At 55.1% G+C, this 18,918-nt stretch carries 10 protein-coding genes; 4 read left to right on the top strand and 6 right to left on the bottom strand.

All coding sequences use genetic code 11. The annotated features are described in order from the left end of the window. Positions 1 to 250: IS66 family insertion sequence element accessory protein TnpA (gene tnpA / locus BUF15_RS26910; RefSeq protein WP_327021867.1), on the bottom strand; the 250-nt coding region annotated here is incomplete at its 3' end. A gap of 247 nt (positions 251 to 497) precedes the next feature. Between tnpA and BUF15_RS21585 the strand changes: the two genes are divergently transcribed. Together BUF15_RS21585 and BUF15_RS21580 are read left to right on the top strand one after the other, a co-directional pair. Then, positions 498 to 1,733 carry an EAL and HDOD domain-containing protein gene (locus BUF15_RS21585; RefSeq protein WP_073615792.1) on the top strand — a complete coding sequence of 412 codons (1,236 nt, stop codon included), beginning with the start codon at positions 498 to 500 and terminating at the stop codon, positions 1,731 to 1,733. Between the two features lie 124 nt (positions 1,734 to 1,857). Continuing rightward, positions 1,858 to 4,698 carry a bifunctional diguanylate cyclase/phosphodiesterase gene (locus tag BUF15_RS21580; RefSeq protein ID WP_073615791.1) on the top strand — a complete coding sequence of 947 codons (2,841 nt, stop codon included), beginning with the start codon at positions 1,858 to 1,860 and terminating at the stop codon, positions 4,696 to 4,698. Positions 4,699 to 5,300: 602 nt separating this feature from the next. On the opposite strand, the gene BUF15_RS21570 is transcribed toward BUF15_RS21580, so the two are convergent. After that, entirely contained in the window at positions 5,301 to 6,407 is a 1,107-nt protein-coding gene (locus BUF15_RS21570; protein ID WP_073615789.1) for a phospholipase A2 family protein, read from the bottom strand. A gap of 46 nt (positions 6,408 to 6,453) precedes the next feature. Then, positions 6,454 to 8,892 (bottom strand): hypothetical protein, encoded by a 2,439-nt coding sequence (locus BUF15_RS21565; protein WP_143170827.1) that lies wholly within the window; start codon positions 8,890 to 8,892, stop codon positions 6,454 to 6,456. Between the two features lie 19 nt (positions 8,893 to 8,911). Between BUF15_RS21565 and BUF15_RS26905 the strand changes: the two genes are divergently transcribed. Then, positions 8,912 to 9,277, top strand: a complete 366-nt coding sequence (locus BUF15_RS26905) for a hypothetical protein (protein WP_143170826.1) — start codon at positions 8,912 to 8,914, stop codon at positions 9,275 to 9,277. Between the two features lie 287 nt (positions 9,278 to 9,564). Then, complete coding sequence (locus BUF15_RS21555) at positions 9,565 to 13,455, top strand: hypothetical protein (RefSeq protein WP_143170825.1); 3,891 nt, start codon at positions 9,565 to 9,567, stop codon at positions 13,453 to 13,455. 437 nt (positions 13,456 to 13,892) lie between these two features. Here BUF15_RS21555 and BUF15_RS21550 read toward each other — a convergent pair whose 3' ends face one another. From BUF15_RS21550 to BUF15_RS21540, 3 genes are all read right to left on the bottom strand, one after another. Beyond that, positions 13,893 to 16,451 (bottom strand): TolB family protein, encoded by a 2,559-nt coding sequence (locus BUF15_RS21550; protein WP_073615785.1) that lies wholly within the window; start codon positions 16,449 to 16,451, stop codon positions 13,893 to 13,895. 61 nt (positions 16,452 to 16,512) lie between these two features. Continuing rightward, entirely contained in the window at positions 16,513 to 18,189 is a 1,677-nt protein-coding gene (locus BUF15_RS21545; protein ID WP_073615784.1) for a DUF4352 domain-containing protein, read from the bottom strand. Then, positions 18,186 to 18,896 (bottom strand): SEL1-like repeat protein, encoded by a 711-nt coding sequence (locus BUF15_RS21540; protein ID WP_143170824.1) that lies wholly within the window; start codon positions 18,894 to 18,896, stop codon positions 18,186 to 18,188. Before BUF15_RS21540 ends, BUF15_RS21545 begins: the two co-directional genes overlap by 4 nt. Between the last annotated feature and the right edge of the window lie 22 nt (positions 18,897 to 18,918).

Raw genomic sequence — 18,918 nt, 5'->3', positions numbered from 1 at the left:
GGACAGTATTGAAACCTGAACTCTGCTTTTCCTGGACCTGGGATTGTACCGCAAGAGGAAAAAAACGCGGTTGCGGTTCGTGAGAAACCTTCAATGAGCTCTTTCGACGCCAGTAACCAAATGTCGCCAAAGAGAGCATGTTCTCCCGGCAATATGATGATTGCGTCAGGCCGCTACTCTCCCATGAGCGGATGTGTTCCTGCCAATATTCCTGCTTGGCCGACCGATTCTTGCTATGCTCTGTTTTCATTGTGCCCTCCCGTGGTCTGGTTTGCCACAATGAAACAGATTGTTAACGATATGAAAAGATGGCGTTTGTTGAGCGCTTACACACTGGTGTGCAATGGATAAGATCTCTAAAAGTAATACAGTAGTTTGCAATGTACGATTTTATAGGACAATCTTATGTGGCCATTTCTTATGGTCATCGCTTTTTGCTCGGAAAAGTTTAGTTTCCTTTTTCGAAAGAGTGAGCTTAAACACAGCATGAGGGGAATGTGAAAAACTACGAATCCTATTTTGTGGCTAAGCAGCCAATCCTCGATCGGAATCTTGCGACCTATGGTTATGAGCTTCTCTTTCGCTCTGCCCTCGAGGATGATAGGGCGATAATTGATGATCCAGATATGGCGACTATCAGCGTAGTAACATCTGGTTTCATTAAATCACAGGAGGAACTGACGCAAAATAAAAGAGTTTTTATAAACTTCACTGAAAAACTGCTGCTCGATGGTGCCCCACGGGCACTTCCTCCTGCCGTCACAGTTATAGAGATCTTGGAAACTACCCAGTTTTCTGAAAGACTATTTGATAAACTGCTTCAGTACAAGCAGGAAGGCTATCTCCTTGCTGTTGATGACTACTCGTTAAAAGCGACGCCGTATGCCTTTCTTGATATTGCCGATATTGTTAAAATTGACATTCTTAATCATGATAAGGTAGAGATCACTGATATTGTTGAATCCTTGAAAAATCGTAAGGCACTAAAACTGGCTGAAAAGGTAGACGATGGTGCCACTTTTCGATCGCTCCAGAGCCTTGGTTTCGATCTTTTTCAAGGCTATTTTTTTGCAAGACCAGAAAACCTCGAAGGACGGAAAATTGGTTCCTCACATGCGGTAAGAATTCGTGTTCTTGCTGTTTTGCAGCAGGATCAGCTGGAGACGGGGCAGATAGTCGAGGCAATTACCTCAGATCCTGGTATAGCCTACCGCCTGCTTCGCCTGCTTAATTCTGCAGCCTTCGGCTTTTCAATGAAAATTGAATCAATTCAGCATGCAGTTGTACTATTAGGCAACGTTCGTATTCGACACTGGCTGCAGATGATCATTCTTTCTGATATTGCCAGTAAGCAGCATCCTCAAGAACTCTTACATCTCGCTCTAAGCAGGGGGAAAATTTTAGAGGAATTATCACTGGAAGGCTTGATTGCCAAGCCAAGTGGGGACAAATTATTTCTTTTCGGATTACTATCGTTGCTGGACATCATGCTGGACATGCCTTTTCCGGAAATCTTTCATGATCTACCGCTTTCTGCTGACTTTCAGGCGGGGTATCTTGTACCTGATTCTGTCATGGGTCGCTATCTACAGCTGTTGTATGCTTTTGAAAAAAACATAATTTCTGAAATCATAGATAGTTGCCGAATTCTTGATATTGAACCACGGGCGGTGATGGAAGCATCAATTCGTGCTCATGCGTGGGCGGAAGCTGTTCTTCATGTGGGTTTGTGATATTCTAATGCGGTAGAATCAAACTCAGAACTCGCTCTACAAGGTGAATGAAGGGGAATTGTTTAAAGATATGTTGTATTTGCTTGTCATTGCCACAGTCCCCATCATTTAACCAGGAGACAGTATGTTTAACAAAGCGAGATTAAGCTACACTATTTTTTTTACAGTAAGCACCTCATTTTTTTCACTGTTCTTCCTGGGCAGTTGGATCGCTTATGTTCTGATAGAAGGAGTCATCGCTAGACATCTTGATGAAAATCTCGTCAAGACCGTCAAAGGCATCCGACAGATAGTTGAGACCTCCGCCACGCTGTCAAGCCGGAGCTATCTCCGGGCCGTTGCTGAGCAGCATTTGGCTACTATTAACATGCAGTATCTGCGGAGTCTTTCTGGTGAGATTAGTACAAATGATGCCCAGCAGGAATCTCGTTCAAGAATACTAGTTAAAGCCATAGGTAGTTCAGGTTACACTTATATTCTTAACTCCCACGGTGTTCTTCAGTCCCATCCGGTGAGCCTTCTTCAGGGTAAGGACATAAGTGAGTGGCAGTTTGTTAAAGAGCAGATAAATAGAAAAAAGGGCTTTCTCGAATATGAATGGCAGAATCCGGGAGAGGTAAAACCAAGGGAAAAAGTCTTGTATATGGACTATTTCGATCCTTGGGATTGGATTATCTCGGTGACCGCCTACAGAGATGAACTTGTTCAGCTGATCAATGCTGGAGATTTTCGTAATGAAATCATGTCAATTAAGATAGCAGAGCGTGGTTATCCTTTTGTCATTGACGAGAAGGGTTTGGTTCTTGCTCATCCGACAATGTCTGGCAATGTTCTTGCGTGGGACAATGAATACCGCGAGCTTTTTAGTAAAATGATCAACGCCAAGCAAGGGAAAGTTTTCTATGATTGGCCAGATCCAGAGACCAAAGAGAAGAAAAAAAAGGTCGCGGTTTTTGAGACGATCGACCAACTAGGCTGGGTCGTTGCTGCTTCAGGCTATGTCTCTGATTTCTATGGACCATTACAAAGTTTAAAGAAGCTCTTTATTGTCTTGGTCTGCGTTGGCCTCCTGCTTGCATTTATTATCTCTTACTATCTCAGCACCTACATAACTGCCCCACTGAATTCACTTCTTAAGCGGATTTCAGCAGAGCAGGACTTGCATCATATGGGAAAGGGGAGCGACTCTGATAAAAATGAGATTGAAGAGCTTTCAGATCATTTTTCTTTATATATGAGTCAACTTGGCGATAACAACGAAAAACTTCGTCAACTTCTGGAGGAACAAAAAAAGTCAAGCCTTGATCTCAACATATACAAAGAAATATTTGAGAACATAGTCGAAGGTATAGCCATCACCGATAATCAGGGAACTATCGTTCGAGCAAACCCGGCCTTTGAAAAGATCACAGGCTATTCTGCCGAAGAGGCTATCGGGCACAACCCGAGAATATTGAAATCTGACCGGCATCCACCTGAATTTTATACAGAGATGTGGTCGATGATAGAGACAAAAGGATATTGGTCTGGCAAGATCTGGAACAAGCGGAAGAACGGAGAGGTTTATCCCGAGTGGCTTACCATCAGTGCCGTGAGGGATAAATTGGGTAAAGTAAGCAATTACGCAGCGGTGTTTAATGATATCACCGAACTCGTTGAGCATCAGGAAAGGATTCAATATCTTGCTTATCACGATGACCTGACAGGACTGCCCAACAGGCTCATGGCGCTGGAACAACTGAGGAAGATGATCTCAGAATGCACGAGAAAGAATGAAAAGCTGATCTGCCTGGTTTGTGATCTAGATAACTTCAAGACATTTAATGATTCTCTGGGTCATGAAGAGGGAGACAGGTTGCTCCGCCTGGTTGTCGATAGGCTGCGACCTCTTCTCCGTTTAGAGGATGTGTTGGGTCGTATAGGCGGAGATGAATTTGTCATTTTAGCAAAGACCAGAGGAGCGTCCGAAGAATACGCGCGATCTATCTCAGAGAGAGTTTTTTCCGCCTGTATAGAGTCTATCCAGCTTGGCGAACAACGAATCTACATGGCAATGAGTATCGGAATTGCTCTTTTCCCTGAAGATGCTGATGAACCAGATGAACTTATCAAACGGGCAATGCTAGCGCTAAATAGTGCTGAAAAAACAAAAGGAAGCAGCTTTTGTTTCTATAATCCAGCAATGGAGATAGAGGTTCAGAAAAAAATCAGCTATTTGGTAAAAATCCGTGAGGGACTAAGAAACAACGAGTTTATTCCTTTCTACCAGCCCAAGGTTAATTTGGTGACTGGCAAGGTTTCGGGTATGGAGGCCTTGGCCCGTTGGATATCAGACGGGCACCTGGTATCGCCAGGCGATTTCATTCCTGTAGCCGAGGATTCCGGATTGATTATTCAAATGTCACAGCAAATTTATGAAAAAGCCTTCAGCGAAACCGCCGCGCTCATTGAGGAGGGGTATAATCTTAAACTTTCAGTTAATCTTTCACCGATACAGCTGCAATCTGATTCGTTTCTGGAGGATCTCTTGGCACAGCAGCAGAAAAGCGGGCTCGCAACTGAATATATTGAGCTGGAAATTACAGAGTCAACTCTTTTCGAAAATACTGATCAGGTACTGTTATTGCTCCGTGACATTGTTGATGCAGGCTTCACTATTTCCATCGATGATTTCGGAACAGGCTATTCCTCACTTCAGTATCTCAAGCAGCTGCCACTCAATACTCTGAAAATAGACATGTCATTTGTTACTGGAATTGGACAAAACCAAGATGACGAGCAATTGGTACGAACCATCGCCCTGCTTGCCAAACAGTTTGGTTTACAGATTGTCGCCGAAGGAGTCGAAGAGAAAGCACAGGCTGAATTTTTAAGACAACTTGGATGTAACGATGGGCAAGGTTATTATTTTGCCAAACCGATGAAACTGGAAGATTTTCGCTCCTGGCTGAACTCTGCAAGTTAAGGATAAATCATCTTTTATAACAGATAGGTGAAGAGGGAAACTATTTCCTGAGATAGGACTTACGACTCCACTTACGCTGAGAAGATAGCAAACTGTTGATCAGATATCATTTTCAATTGAATTATCTAGCACTACAACTAGTAACAGACAATCGTCAGTAAACAAAAATTGGTGATGTGGAAACTGCAATTAAATTCGTGAATACTTTAATCGAAGGGAGATAATTTCCCCAACAATCAAAAAATACCGCCGTATTTGTCCTTGTGGTGCGTTTTATTCACCAAGGCTATGCTCTGCCAAACTATCCTAGCGTTTACGATATTAAACTTGACCTTATTCCTAATATGATGGGGTCGGGACAACAATCCATAATTGCGCCAAAATGGAGCAAATTGAAGGAAGAGCTTACCAAAGATCTCCTTCATAATTCACATCCGTGCTATTGCACACGTAGTTTGCAAAGGTTGCAGGATTGCCTTTCATCTAGATCCCACTTCTTAGCTAGCCGATGTATTCTAAATATTATTCCTCAGGTTTTCAGCCAAATAACCCTCCCCCGATAACAATTAGCGCCGAACCAAGCAAGAACACGAACTCTAACTCTACCGACGCTTTTCCCGCAGCGCATCGACGATAACCTTGTCCAGCCGAACTCCGGTGCCGGGAATGGGCTTGTCCTTTGCATCGCGATCCATCCCCACCCTGTGGATCGACATGCACGAATCCCAGATCTTCGATTCTGTGGGGAGAGGGTGGCGGGTACAGCCGGCGCCGGCGACCACGCAGGGGTCTCCGGGATGATTGCAGCTGTACTTGGGATTGTACTCACCTATGGTGTCGGGATGGTAGAGCTGAGATGTTCCCGGGCTGCCATAACCCGCCGAACGGCAGAGACAGTGGAAGAAGTCAAGGCTCGGGTAGATCCCCAGTTTCTTGAACACCGCCTGCATTTTGGTATTATTCAGCTCCCGAATGCGCTGCATGTAGTCTTTGGACGTGGTAAGGTCCTTGACGTTTTTATCAAGTTCCCTGCGCTGCCGCTCCCTTTCCGCCACCACTTTCGGGTGGTTTTCATATTTCTTCCACCACCCTTTGACTTCGGCGCTCATCAGTGCCTCGTATTGCTTCTCATCTGGATAGCCGTCCAGCATCTGGTTGAGGGTATCGAGATCAGTGATATCGGCTCGATGGGGAATCAAGGCCTTGAGTTCATTCAACCGCTGCTGACCGTATGGGAAGCCAAGTCGGATCCGCTCGAGATAGACCTTGGCGGCGGCAGGATCTGGTGCGGGCCGGGCCCACTGGGCAGGGTCGTCGGACAGCGCCTTGGCCTCGCGGGCAGCAATCTCGTCGGCTACCCCCTTGTAATACGCTTCCACATCAGGCCTGCCTTTACCGAGTTTTTCAGCCAGCATATAGCCGAAATCATGTTTCTGGGCCACCTCGTCCAGAGAATCGACGGGCGGCAACACCCCCGACCTGTCGTCAAGAGTGCTGCCGCCCCACCAACCTGGCCCAAACCAGTTTCCATAGCGAATCAGAGTATCCGCGCCCTCGCCGCCGACAATGGCGTCATGGGCAAATTTTTGCAGGGTCTTTGATGCCGGATCCGCGGCCCAGCTGCTTCGATGAGCACCGGCGGAAATCACCAATCCCGCAAGGAGACAGCAGAGTAGACGGGATGTATGGCAGTTCAAACGTTTTTTCATTGTTCACTCCTTGTTGCAGCGTACTCGGCAATAAAGCCACGGTTCATCACTCTCCCGGTAGTTCCCCGGCCAGTTCATCGAGAAAGGCCCCGGCATCAAAGTCCTCATCGTCGACCAGCTGCCAGCGCTCCCCTGCGGTCATGCCGTCTGGTGCTATCCATTGGCCGGTGATGTTCGCGAGCGTCAGACGTGCTGTTCCGAGCGGTGTTGCCGGTAAGGTGGTCACAGACATATGGTAGCTCCAGCCTTTTCCTGTGCGCAGCTCCGTGCCTCGCACCCTCGGCCCGCCTGCAATACCGGTCTCCACCCAACCATTGCCGAACAAGATCTCAAGTTCACCGTCCCAGTGCTGTTCCACCCAGGTGGCGTCGACCGTCCGCTGCCAGTTCCGGTAAATTGCATTTTCGCCGCTAAGCGACAGGACGTATCGCCCGGCATGGCGGCCCGTATCATGCCGGACAAAGCTTGCGAGTACATCGGCACCCTTTTCCATATCGGCCGATTTTGACGACCTGAACACCGCCTGCACACCGCTGGTACCGGCAGGATCGCATTTGAGGCGAACCGCATACGAGGTGCGCAGGATTCGTTCGTTGAATTCGAAAACGGGCGTTTTCGAGACAATTCCGACTTTTCTCCATGAGTGTTTTCCCTCCGGCACCTCTGCTACCAGCCGGGAATTCGCAAAACGACCGTGCTCCTCAAAACTCGCCCCCCTGACCGCGTAGGGCTCCCACAGTTCGCCCAGCTGACCTGCAAACAGGGGGGTAACCTCAAGAGGCTCAACCTTCTCGGCCGTTTCGGGGGTCGGTGGCTCAACCCCCATCTGGCGGTCAAGTTGGATTCTGCGAAGAACCATACGTACCGGGGAACCCGCTTTTTCGGCATGGCTGAAGACGTAGACCCGAAATCCCATGTTCGGCATGGCCACCTGCCAGGGAAAACGCTCCTGGGGCGCTCCCAGCCCCTCGACAAGGACGCCTTCTGGCGAAATCCTCAACGTTACGCTATCCGGCGCGGCGGCCGAGGTTTCACCCTCCCAGGCGGTCTTGGGGAAATCCGGCTTAATGAAGAGCATGCTCCTGCCAGCCGAGCCATCCTCGTTGGCATGCCATTGGGCCCAAAGGTGGGGCCTGCTAGGGTCGTTGCCCACCAGGTTGTAAAGCGGGGACAAGGCCACCACGAAACCCGTTGTGCGGGCAGAATCGAACTCGAAGGTCACCGCGGCCTCGCCACCCGAGCTGAACCTATCGAGCCAGACCAGGGCGCCAGGCGAATAGATCCCGACCTTTCCCCAGTGGCCACCGGCGGGCACATCGACCATCAGCTCACCGTCATCGAGGCTGGCATTGGTTGCAAAAACACTGCCCCGCCCGGCAGTCGGTACCCACAGATGACCGAGTACTCCCTGCTCAAAGAGAGTGATCTGCTGGTTGCCGTCCGGCAGAGAATCTGGGGCAAATTGGGCAGTAAATGGCTCCTGAACACGTTGGATGGAACGAAGTGCCATGCGTAGCGGCTTTCCCCGGCGGACGGAGGTGGAACCCGTCAGGGCATAAAGCCGGTAACCCTCTGGGGGAGTATCTTCTTCAGGCAGGACACCCTGCAGCAGGGTTTTCCCCTTACCATCGGTCACGAGAACCACATCATCGGGACGCAGGAGAAGATCGAAACGCTCCAGCGGCCCGGAGATCTCCCTGGTCATCACCGTTTTACGTGCAATCCACAGGGTCAGGGTAGTGGGGCCTTCGTCCTTATCCAGATGCATCCCCACCCGGACATGGTGATACCGCCACTCGTCATCGGTTTTCGCCGATGACGGTACCAGGGAGATAATGGCATCTGAGGTTGCCTGCGGCTCGAACAGGGCAGTCAGTCGGATTGCTTCCTGCCGTCCACGAGGATACTCCACCATTGCCGATTCTGAGCGGATGCCGGTACGGCCCCAGGAGTGGCCCGCCTCCACCTTGATGCTCATGAGGCCGTTGCCGATGGTAGCAAAACCTTCGAATTTGCCGCCATCTGCCTGATAGGGCAGCCACTCCGGCATCATCTCACCAGCAAAGAGCGTGACCGCCTCGCTGTTCTCGGCCGGATGTACGGCGGCCGGATCATCCAGAGAAGGCTGGCCGTGTATCCAGCGCTTTCCACCCTGTCGGAGCGGTGATCCTGTTTCGGCCTCGACCACTGTGGCGATAGGCTGCCAGTCGAGATAGTCTCCCCGTTCCATAAAGCCGAGCAGCTCGACAAGCCCTTCCCTCGCCGCCGCCAGTTTACCATCGCCGGTATCTGCCAGGCTGATCCACTCCCAGAGCAGAGCCCGATCCGCGGCCAGCAGGTCGAATCCCGAGTCCCGTCGCAACTCCTGGCCCAGCCGGATAAACCTCTCCGGCAGACGCCCCCAACCCCTGATGGCCCGCACGGTGACATTGCCTTTTTGCTCAATTTCCACCAGAGCGGCGGGGCCTGAAGCCTTCTCTAGCATGGCATCCGTGGAGGTCTGGGTGCCATTGACAGCTGGCCCGCCGCACACGGCCAGCATCACGCATAGCGAAATCACGGTAATAAAGCGACCCATTCCAACCCCTCCTGGCATCCAAAAGCAACGGCTTTCGGCGCAATCTTCATATGCTCACGCCGAGTTTTTTCATAACCGTACCCGTAAAGAGGTGCTCAAGGCAAGGGTTGAACGCACGCTGGCAACAGGTGCAGCACCCATTCTTGACCATGCCGCCTGCCAGCGCGGCGCAAACGACCGTTTTTGCGATTCCGATGAAAAAAGACGATGCCACCAGTGGCCGGCAATGTTTGCCGCCGGCACATTCCAACGCGCATTTGCGGCAGTTGCGGCGGAACGTGTTTCTGGCTGATTGGAGGATTGCGCATTGCCCTGGTATGCAGAGAAGACCGGGGCTACGGTAAAAGTGCGTTCTGAGCCCTACAGGATGAAGAAGAGACATCCGTGAAATTTGTGGGGGCGAATCCGGGCATCCATGTGCATATCAAACTGCGGTCGAACCTGAAGTTACCCGCAGGAAAGATATCGGCCAAGCAGAGGGCCGGTCGCAAGGCCTTATGCAAGATTTGTGCGATTGCAATTTCGCTCGAACCCATATATGTTGCGCAATTAAAATCAGTTATATGGAGTAGACACGATATGATCCCGCCCAATCGCGTTCCAGTTCACACCTTGCCCTTTGTCGCGCTGCTTCTATGCTTTGTGTGCCTTTTTGGTGCAGCCGCTGCCCTGGCCCAGACCGGAGCAGGCCCCAACACGGTTTCAGCCGGCAGTTCCGCCACGGTTTCACAGCGGGCCGGAGCCGACGAGACCCTGCGCGGCCTGGCCGAAAAGAACGCCCTGACAGTCCGGGCCCTGGTCGGCTATGGTCGCATCCCGGCCGCCGCCATGGCCCCCCTGGCCGGGTTGCGCGCCAAAGGCATCGATGTGCTCGGTGCCACGCCTGAGCAACTCGGCGCCATATTACAGGAGCATGGTGCGACGCTCTCGCCTGCAGAGCGTGAGAGCCTGGGTCTGGTCGCCGAGGCCATGCGTGAGGCCGGAACGGCCGAAGGATCTGCGGACAGCGCACCGCAGGAGGCGGCCACCAACGTCATGGAAAGCTTCCCGGCCGATGATGCGGCCCTGGAGGCGGAGCTGGCCGCGATTCTCGCTGAAGGGATCCCGGCCCCGGAAGAGGATTCCGCTGCCGACCCGGAAAGCCCCACCGTCCAGACGGCCGGCGTCCCTTTCGCCGCCTCGAACGTCGAACCGACCGCCCTGCCGCCCATGAAATCCGCTCCATTCCTGGACATCAACGCTCTGACCCCGACCCAGTGGGACGGGGCCGTGGCCGCGGCCATGGAGGGCATGCGCATGGTCTACGGCCCCATGTCCGAGGCCGAGGAGCAGTCCTTCCGCAGGACCTGGGGCGTGCTGCGCCAGTACCCCTCCCCCGAGGCCGTGGACTACCTGAACAGGTTCAACCCGCTGCTGGGTGAGTTCCTGTCCCTGCGCGGCGCTGTGGCCGAGGCCGGCGCCCGTCTCGAAGAAGCTATGGAGCAGATCGCCTGGGCGTCCGAGGCCGACGACCCGGCCCTGGCTATGGAGGGCGTGACTCTGGCCCGGCAGCACCGCAACACCATCCTGTCCTGCCAGAAGCGCCTGGACGAAGTCGTGGCCGAACTGGTCGCTCTGGGCAACCCGCCCGACGGCAGAACTCTCATGACCGAGGGCCAGCAGCGGTACAAGGGCGCCAAGGATTTCCTGAAAGCTCTGGTGGAGCAGCCGGGACCCGAGGGCGAGTGGGTCGGGTACATCATCCATCCCAATAACTACGTGGGGGAGAGCGGCGGCTCCATCATGCACCAGCCATACCATTTCCTTATTTACTCTTATGGAAAATCCGAAACCTATTACTGCATCGCTCTGGACACTGGAACCTACGATGAGAAGGAGTACGGGTACGTCGAGCCCGTCGATCTGAACAGCATCGACATCCTGTCCGGCCTCGAGAGCGATACGATCAACTTCACATACACGGACGAAGACGGGGAGCCCTGGGTTCTTCATGCCCAGCGGTATACGGGTGGGCCCTTCCCGGAATTTTCCGAAATATCGCCTGACCTGTTCGAAGAGGCGCGCATCAAGAACGACCGCATCCTTGCGGAACGTCTGGAAGCGGCCAAGCTTATCGAAAACCCCGAGGCGCAGCTGAAGGAGACCATCGGCGCGGGCATCGGCCACGAAATGAATGACTCGACCATCAAGGACACCCTGGCTCATTATCGCACCCAGGAAGCCTTCCACGCCGCCGCCATGAAATGGGCCGCCATGGGCGACAAGCTGGCCGACTCCGAAGAGGCCCGCCTGCGTCAGTTCGACGCCCTGGTGGCCGGCGGCGCGCCGCAACAGGTCGCCGAGGCCCCTGTGCCCAAGCAGCCCCCCCAGCAAGAAAATAGGGAAGAGGAAAAGCCCGTGGAAGCGCAGGAACCCGTGGCCGAGATCGGCCCCGAGGACACCCCCCTGCACATCGTCGACGACCAGCCCGCCGAAGAGCGGCGCGTCATCGACCAGGAGGCCATCGAATTCCACTCGGCCAACGTGGAGAGCATCCAGCGCAACATGGAAAAGGATGTCGCCGAGATCGCAAAGGAGACGGACCCCGTCCGCCGCCACGACCTGGAGATGCGCGTCCTGCATGCCAGGGCCAACATCCAGGCCGAGCAGGATCGCATCGAGAGCCTCAAGACCGGCGTCATCGTGCACACCCGCTCGGCCTGGGACGACTACGCGCGCAGCCAGTTCATCCAGAACATCGCGGCCGACCAGCGCAAGATGGAGAAGGTCGACCGGGCCATGAAGAAAGCCCTGTCCATGGCCGACACCCTGCCCTACGACAAGGCCGCCAAAGTCCGCGAGATCGTCTCCAAGGGATTCAGCCCCGAGGTCATGACGGCCACGGACACGGCCAAGGCTTCGGAGGTCATCAAGGAGGTTTACGGGGTGGCCACGGGCCACTGGGAAGACGAAAAGAAAAAGGCCGACGCCGACGCCGAGTGGGCCGACACCTGCCTGCAAACGGCCGAGACGACCAAAAGCTTCGCCGACAAGACTCTCATGGGCCTGTCCTTCATCGGCGGTCCGGCCGTGAACCGGGTCTACCAGGGCACGCTCGGCTACATCGAGGGCGGACCCAAGGAGGCCTTCCTGCGCGTGGGCGGTTCCTACAACCAGCTCACGGGCGTGGCGGTGGACGCCTACCGGGGCTTCGAGGCCGCCGTGGAGAGCGGCGGCGGCTGGGAGCAAGGCTTCAAGGGCGCGGGCTGGGAAGTTGCCAAGGGCATCGCCATGGACAAGGCCATGGGCTTCGTGGCCAGGGGAGTGTCACGGGGCTATGGCGCCGTGAAGGGCCGTGGGGGCGCTCGCGCCGACGCGCCGGACGCCCCCAAGGCGTCGGGCAAGGTCGAGGCCCCGGACGGACAGAACACGCCGAGTCTGGGCAAGATCAAGCCCTCGGGCATCCCCGACGACGGCTTCAACCGGCCCCTGACCGAGGTGGAGTTTAAGGGCTACAAGGCCGGGATTGTCGAAGGCCGCAAGCGCGTCAATTCGTACAAGAGCACCTTCAAGAAGTTGCAGACGGCTCGCAAGGAAAAGGCACCACCCTCGGAGATCAAGAAGATCCTGCGCGAACTGGACGAACGCTCGATCATGATCCACTCCTCGCCCCAGGCCAAGATGATCATGAAGAGCCATCAACGCAATCCCAAGAATAGAGAGATGGTCAAGCGCTTCGTGAACAGCATGGACCGCGTCCACAATCGCGTGGAAAAGACCTTCCACCAGAAAATGAGCGCCGAATGGAACCCCGAGGACCTCACGTCGATCCGCAATGCCGGACAAGGCAAGACCGTGAATACGGATTTTGACATAGCCAGACAGGTCAAATTCGACGCCAACGGCCTGCCCATCGCGCCGAAAAAGAACGCCCGCCCCGTGCCCGAGAGCCTGTGGCAGGCCGAGGCCCAAAAAAAATGGGAAGAATCTTACAAAGAAGTCACTGGCCAGAATCCCCAGCGCTCCTGGGAGACCGTTACCACGGGCGGGCACTCCGAAGCCTACAAGGATCTGGCCATCATCGAGAGGAACGGCATCCTGAGGGCCAACAAGGCCTGGGCCGGACAGACCGCCGATGTCAACCAGTTCAAGGGCGACCACCTGCGGAGAAAGGACCAGCCGTTCACCCGCATCGAGAAGCACGTGGAAATCTCCCGCAGCACGGCCAAGGAGTACCACAGGCGCCTCAAGCCCCTCCTGGAGGAAAAGCTCCCGCCCAAGACGGACAAGGCCAACTACGAGGCATTCATGAAACACAAAAACTACTGGGAGAAGATGAACGAAGTTCTGGAGGGCATGGGCTCGGGCCGCATCAACCCGCTGGAGGCCGACCGCCGCATCCGCCTGCTGTCGGGCGGCAAGAGCTCACTGGAGGTGACCCATGACCTTCGCAACTTCCTTGAGTCGCTGATCAAGTTCGGCAAGTCCTGACACCCCCCTGAGTCAGGTATTTTCACCGCCGGGAAAAACCTGACAGCGCAACGCGCGATCGGTTGTGAGGCTTCATCCTCACAACCGATCGCACGTTCTCTTCGACAATCTTTAGCCCGGACAGTGCATGAAAATCTGCCTGAATTGATTATATATCATTTCATTTCAGATCATTATCAACAAATGGAAATATAATACGTCAGTTACAATCTGTATCCGAAAACAAAAAATACTTTTCCACCCCTTCGGGCGTATCTTCTGGTCCAATACCCCTCGCTATCAAAGGCTTACGGTAGAACACTACAACTACACCCTTGATACCTCGACTATGGAACCAGCAGACACAATATTCGGGGTTAGGCTACTGCCGTTTGATTTGCCGTATTCTCGTCAGAAAAGAGCGTCCCGCTCCGATGTTCCAAGGCGGGACATTATGCTCAGGGCAATTCGATGGCGTGTTTCCGGAACCGGGTGCCGTCGATGGCCAGATACTCCACGCCAGAGGGAGTGAAGACTGCCCTGGGGGGGATGATGTCATGCACCCTGTCCTCGCCCCCGAACACCACGATGTGCATCTTTTTCTCCGTGTCCCTGGCAAAATAGACAAAGGATTTACCGTCTGGACTGAACTGCGGCGGCTCGTCGTCATAGATTTCCCGGAACTCCGGCCCAGCCTGGCCGTCGACATATGCCTTCCATGATTTCTTCTGCTTTTCCAGCCATCCAACCCGAGCCCCGTCAGGGCTGAAAACGATCTTCCGGGGCGAACCCTGGCCGCGACCGACCTCATTGCCGTCCACCACCACCGCGTACTCCTCCTCGCTCAACTGTAAGCCAGCCGCCCAGCGGCTGCCGTCGGGGCTGAAAGTTTCCCCAATCACACTCTTTAGCGCCCCGTACCCATGGGTCACGACCTGCCCGTCGACAATCAGAAAAGCCTCCTCGCCCCTCTTGCCTGAATAGATATGCCGCGAGCCATCGGCGCTGAAGGTTGCCGGGTTCCATATGTCATTGAATTCATCACCGATCGTACCGTTCACCACCATGGACCGCACCTTGTCTTCCAGATAGCCCACGTACGAGTAGTACGCGCCATCCTCCGTGACGGTGAATTTGTAACCATAGCCCATGGTGGGCTTGAGCTCTTCGCTATCACGCACCAGGAAGCGCATTTTATCCTCCTTCTCGGCGATATAATAGAGCTCGGCGCGGTTCTTCGTGAAATGAAGATTGCTGTGAATTGCCGGATATTTCTGTCCCTCGACACCCTCTGCGGTCACGACCATGGCGAACTCGCCGCCGGTCTGATCGTTGCGGCCCCGCTCGACCCAGGCAGCCTTGCCGTTCCAGGCCACCATTCCTTCACGAACGCGGTTGGCGGTCTGCCGAACCTTCTTGCCGTCGAGATAGACCAGATTCGTACCGCCCGCATTGCCTCCGACCAATACATGGGCCCCGTCGATGCTCATTTCCATGAAATCGATGTCGTCGAAGACCGGACCGTCAACCCCATTGCAGACGAGCACCTCCTTCTCGCCAAGTTCTGCCTGGAAACAGAACGTTTCCCCCCCTGGCGTAAAACGCATACCATAGCCTTTGACATCGTCGTACCATTTACCGGCCACACCGTTGACGATGACACGCTTCTGCCCCTTCTTCTCCCCTTCGACCCAGGCAACGTGACGCAGGTCATCGGACAGTTTGATAGCCCCTTCATCGAGGGCGTACTGTGACACCTCGAAATCGAAGTTCTCGGCCGCCGCGGTTGCACCTGCCGTCCCTCCTGCCGAAAGAGACTCGTCCTGACCCACAGCGTAGAGTGCCCCTTCATGCTCGTACACATCGCCCGGCATGGCCGCTACAACCCAGCCGATGCGGTGTTGGCTGGTGCTCAGGGTGCCCAGTTCATTGTCCCCGACATACTTTCTGATCTTGTAGGACATGTATATTCCCAGCACCCGGGGGCCTACGGGGCGACCGGAACCGGGATCAGCGCGCGGGGTCCAGCGCACCATGCCGTCACGGCTCTCCTCGAAGTTGATATCCGCCTCTCCCGTGGCCTCGTCATGGCGGTAGACAAGTACCGTCTTGCCGACCACCCGGTAGGAGACCTTGTCCCGGATCTCCTGGTCGCTCAAAGCTATCTCGGGGTTCTCTGGGGCGTCGACGCGGATGACCACGGGGGTGTCCAGGGCGACGAACCCGAGAACGAGGTCATAGGGATTGTCGCCTTCAAGCACGGGCCGGACGGTCATGTACTCGCCAAGCTTGTCGAAATAGCGCTTCTCGCCCTCGAAAACTGCCGGGTTCCCGGGGATCATGCTCTGGAGGCGGCGCTGGAAGTAGGGGACGTCCTCGGCCTTGGCCGGCGTGAGACCTTCCGCGCGCAGCTTGACCCTGTATGTGCCTGGCACCTGGTCGTTGACGGGAAATTCCAGCCCGTCCGCCGGACCAGCGTCGCTCGGGGCTGCGGGAGGCAGGGCCGCCTGTTCGGACGCAGCCTGGGCAGGCTCGGTCGAAGCGGACTCGGCCTTTATCGCGCCCGGGACTTCGACGGGACCGTCCGCCGCCTGCGCCCAGCGCGTACCCCCGCTACGTAGGAGGGTGCCGGCGGACAAGGAGGCGTCCGGGGGGTGTTGCGCCCAGTCGAGATGCTCGCCCCCCTCCATCAAGGCGGCCAGCTTCGATAGGTCGGCTCCGAACTGTGCCATGGCTGGGTCGGCGCTCCACTGCCTGATCTGATCAAGGTTCGCCCCCAGAAGGTCCAGCCCGGCCTCCTGCCTCATCCGCTGCGCCAGTTTCACGTACTCGTCGGGCAGCCGGCCCCAGCCCCGCAGGGCGCGGACCGTGACCTTGCCCTGCTGCTCCATCTGCAACAGCCCGTCGGGGCCGGTGGCGATCTCCACGGGAGAGGCAAAGCCAAAACCACTGAAAATAGCCACCATCATCAAACACAACGATGTCGCCAGCAACTGCGTCATGAGAATCCGTCTCATCCTTCCTCCCCAAAGACCAGCTCGCAGCCTTCATTTTTCATAATTATCATAAAAAATCCATTTATTTATGAACCAAGAATTGCAAATCAGGCTTTAGCGAGTACCCCTTCAAATAGTGAAACTCAACACGGCTCATACTTTTAGGAATCAAATACACCATACTTCCTTCGAATGAATCTCCAGGGGACAGTGTTTGCGCCCCAAAAGTATCAGGCATAGACTCTTCAGTCTTTACACCTGAATAATTTTCTATTCCGTTCCGATATCCTTGGCTGTCAACCCACTGAAAATCGTTTGCGCCAATGCTTTTTTCCTCATTCGAGATATTCACCACTCGAATGGCGACAACGACATATTCTTCGTCTTCCTTCTTGTCTTTTGTCCAGTATGATGCTTTTGCGACAGCCGTTAACGTTATCTCAAAATTATCCGTTCGACCTGCCTGGCCAAGATGCAGAAACTTCGCATCTTCCTCGTTCAGGGGCGCGGAAGCCTCCGGCGGCTCGTTGACCGCCAGTACTTCCACGCTTTTGACGGCTTCGGCGGTCTGTCCCTTGTCGTCCCTGATGCGGAAAGTCAGGTTTTTTTCACCCGGATCAGCGGGTGCCTCCCAGTAAACGGTCGCTCCAGTGGCATGGGCGTAACCGTTCATCTCGATGGGGTGATAGTCCGGAAGGCCGCCGGTGACGCGAAGCTCAAACTCGCAGGATTCTCCCGCGACAACCTTGTCGGGACCGCTGACGCTTACAGCTTCCAAAGGGGGAGCCTCGGCAATGAGGCCGTCGATATACGCTTGCAGTCGTTCACACTTGTCGATGTTGGCCTGCAATTCCGGAACGCGCGACACACCGCTCTGGAGGACCGTGACGGCCTCCTGAACCAGACCCTTGGCGGCATTAAGATTGCGACCCAGCACGGCCCAGCGGTAGGCCTGCTGAAACGAGACCCGGGCTTCCGCTATGATCCGGTTGGCCCAGGCCTTGTCCTCGGCCTTTTTGATCAGGCCCGTGAGGCGGTCAATCTGTTCGTAGATGCCATCTTTTGGGAAAGAATTTTTGATGAGATATATTTGGACCCTGGTCAGATACATCTGGGCCTCGTTGAGCTTGCCGGCTTTGAGCAAATCGTTGACTCTGAGCAGGCCGCGAATGGCGTTCTCCCGCAGTTCGATCTCGGCCCAGCGTTCCTTGAATGCTGCATTCTGCCGGTCATAGTAGAGCATGACCGCCTCGGTGGTCATCTCTGTCACCGCTTTCGCCGACAAGCTGACCACCAATCCGGGCAGAAAACCGCCCCCCAGCGTCAGGATGCCCGAACTGCCCGCCATCTTCGTGGCCACCGCCACATTGCCAACCACATTGCCAAGATAGCCCACGGCCGTACCGGCCGCGCTGGCGGCCTTCTCTTCTGGCTCAGTCAGCTTGATGATATCGTGGAGAGCCTTCAGCGTGTACGCGCTGTCGAGAAAGATCGGCGTACGGCTCAAGTCTTTGAGTCTCTTGACCATGCCGTCAAAGACCTTGGGATTGTGAGCAACGCTGACCATGTTGGTTCTGATCTGGATTACAAGTTCCGGATATTTGATAAACAGCTTTTCGACTTCCGTTATGGTCGTCTCCACCGTGGCGTCCACCAGGCTGGGCTGTTTGAGCTGATTGGCCGAAAGTTCGCCTGGAAAGACCAGCAGCAGGCAGATTCCGAGCAGCAGAAATGGCCTTATTGTCTTTTGCGTTGTCATTTCTCCTCCAGAGCCCATCGCGCCAGTTGCGATCCGGCCTTGGCGGCCTGTTCACGCAAGGTTCTTGCCTTCTGCGGGTCGTACGGAACCAGAATGCCCGATTCGTATTCATCGGCCAAAAGTGCCATGGCATCGGCATCCCCCGCTGCGGCGGCGTCCTCGAGCAGGGCCACGGACCGGGCCGGATCAGGCGGTCCGTCAACACCGACCCGGACCGCAAGAGCCAGGCTGACCTTGGCCCTGGGATCGCCGCCTTCAGCCTGAGCGCCAAGCTCCCTGATCATTTCGCCGAGATCCTTGGCCTCGCCTTTGTCGTCGGCAGCGGCAGGTTCGGGGGCAACGGACAGATCGGAAACGGTCTGTTCACCCGAGGGCAAGCCTTCATCCATGCGGCTGATCAGCTGTCCGAGAACATCGCGCTGCGTTCCGCTCAGGGCAAGCTGCCCCGCGTCCGCCTGCCCCAGCCAGGCGGCGAGCTGCGCCCTGTCGGCGGAAATGAGATCAAGGCCCAGGACACGGAATTCCATGGCCACCCCCGCGGTGGATTCGGGTACCAGCTTCCAGGCCCACAGGGCACGGACCGTAAGCCCGCCTTCGTCCCGCAGGCGGACGAGTTCCGGCGGCAACGTGTCGTGGGCCGGTTCGGAGGCAAGTGCGGGGAATGCAAAAATCAGGAAAAATGTCACTATGGAGAGCCAACGGTTCATTATGCCTCCGTGTTCAAAGCGC

Source organism: Desulfopila aestuarii DSM 18488, from assembly GCF_900143695.1.
Classification (GTDB): domain Bacteria; phylum Desulfobacterota; class Desulfobulbia; order Desulfobulbales; family Desulfocapsaceae; genus Desulfopila; species Desulfopila aestuarii.
The sequence above is the reverse complement of the archived record's forward strand: the minus strand, read 5'-3'. Positions and strand labels throughout refer to the sequence as shown.

Bases quoted from the DNA above. Each gene is read 5' to 3' on its own strand.
- BUF15_RS21580 (WP_073615791.1), top strand. From the start codon at position 1,858: ATGTTTAACAAAGCGAGATTAAGCTACACTATTTTTTTTACAGTAAGC.
- BUF15_RS21570 (WP_073615789.1), bottom strand. From the start codon at position 6,407: ATGAAAAAACGTTTGAACTGCCATACATCCCGTCTACTCTGCTGTCTC.
- BUF15_RS21565 (WP_143170827.1), bottom strand. From the start codon at position 8,892: ATGCTAGAGAAGGCTTCAGGCCCCGCCGCTCTGGTGGAAATTGAGCAA.
- BUF15_RS21555 (WP_143170825.1), top strand. From the start codon at position 9,565: ATGATCCCGCCCAATCGCGTTCCAGTTCACACCTTGCCCTTTGTCGCG.
- BUF15_RS21550 (WP_073615785.1), bottom strand. From the start codon at position 16,451: ATGAGACGGATTCTCATGACGCAGTTGCTGGCGACATCGTTGTGTTTG.
- BUF15_RS21545 (WP_073615784.1), bottom strand. From the start codon at position 18,189: ATGACAACGCAAAAGACAATAAGGCCATTTCTGCTGCTCGGAATCTGC.
- BUF15_RS21540 (WP_143170824.1), bottom strand. From the start codon at position 18,896: ATGAACCGTTGGCTCTCCATAGTGACATTTTTCCTGATTTTTGCATTC.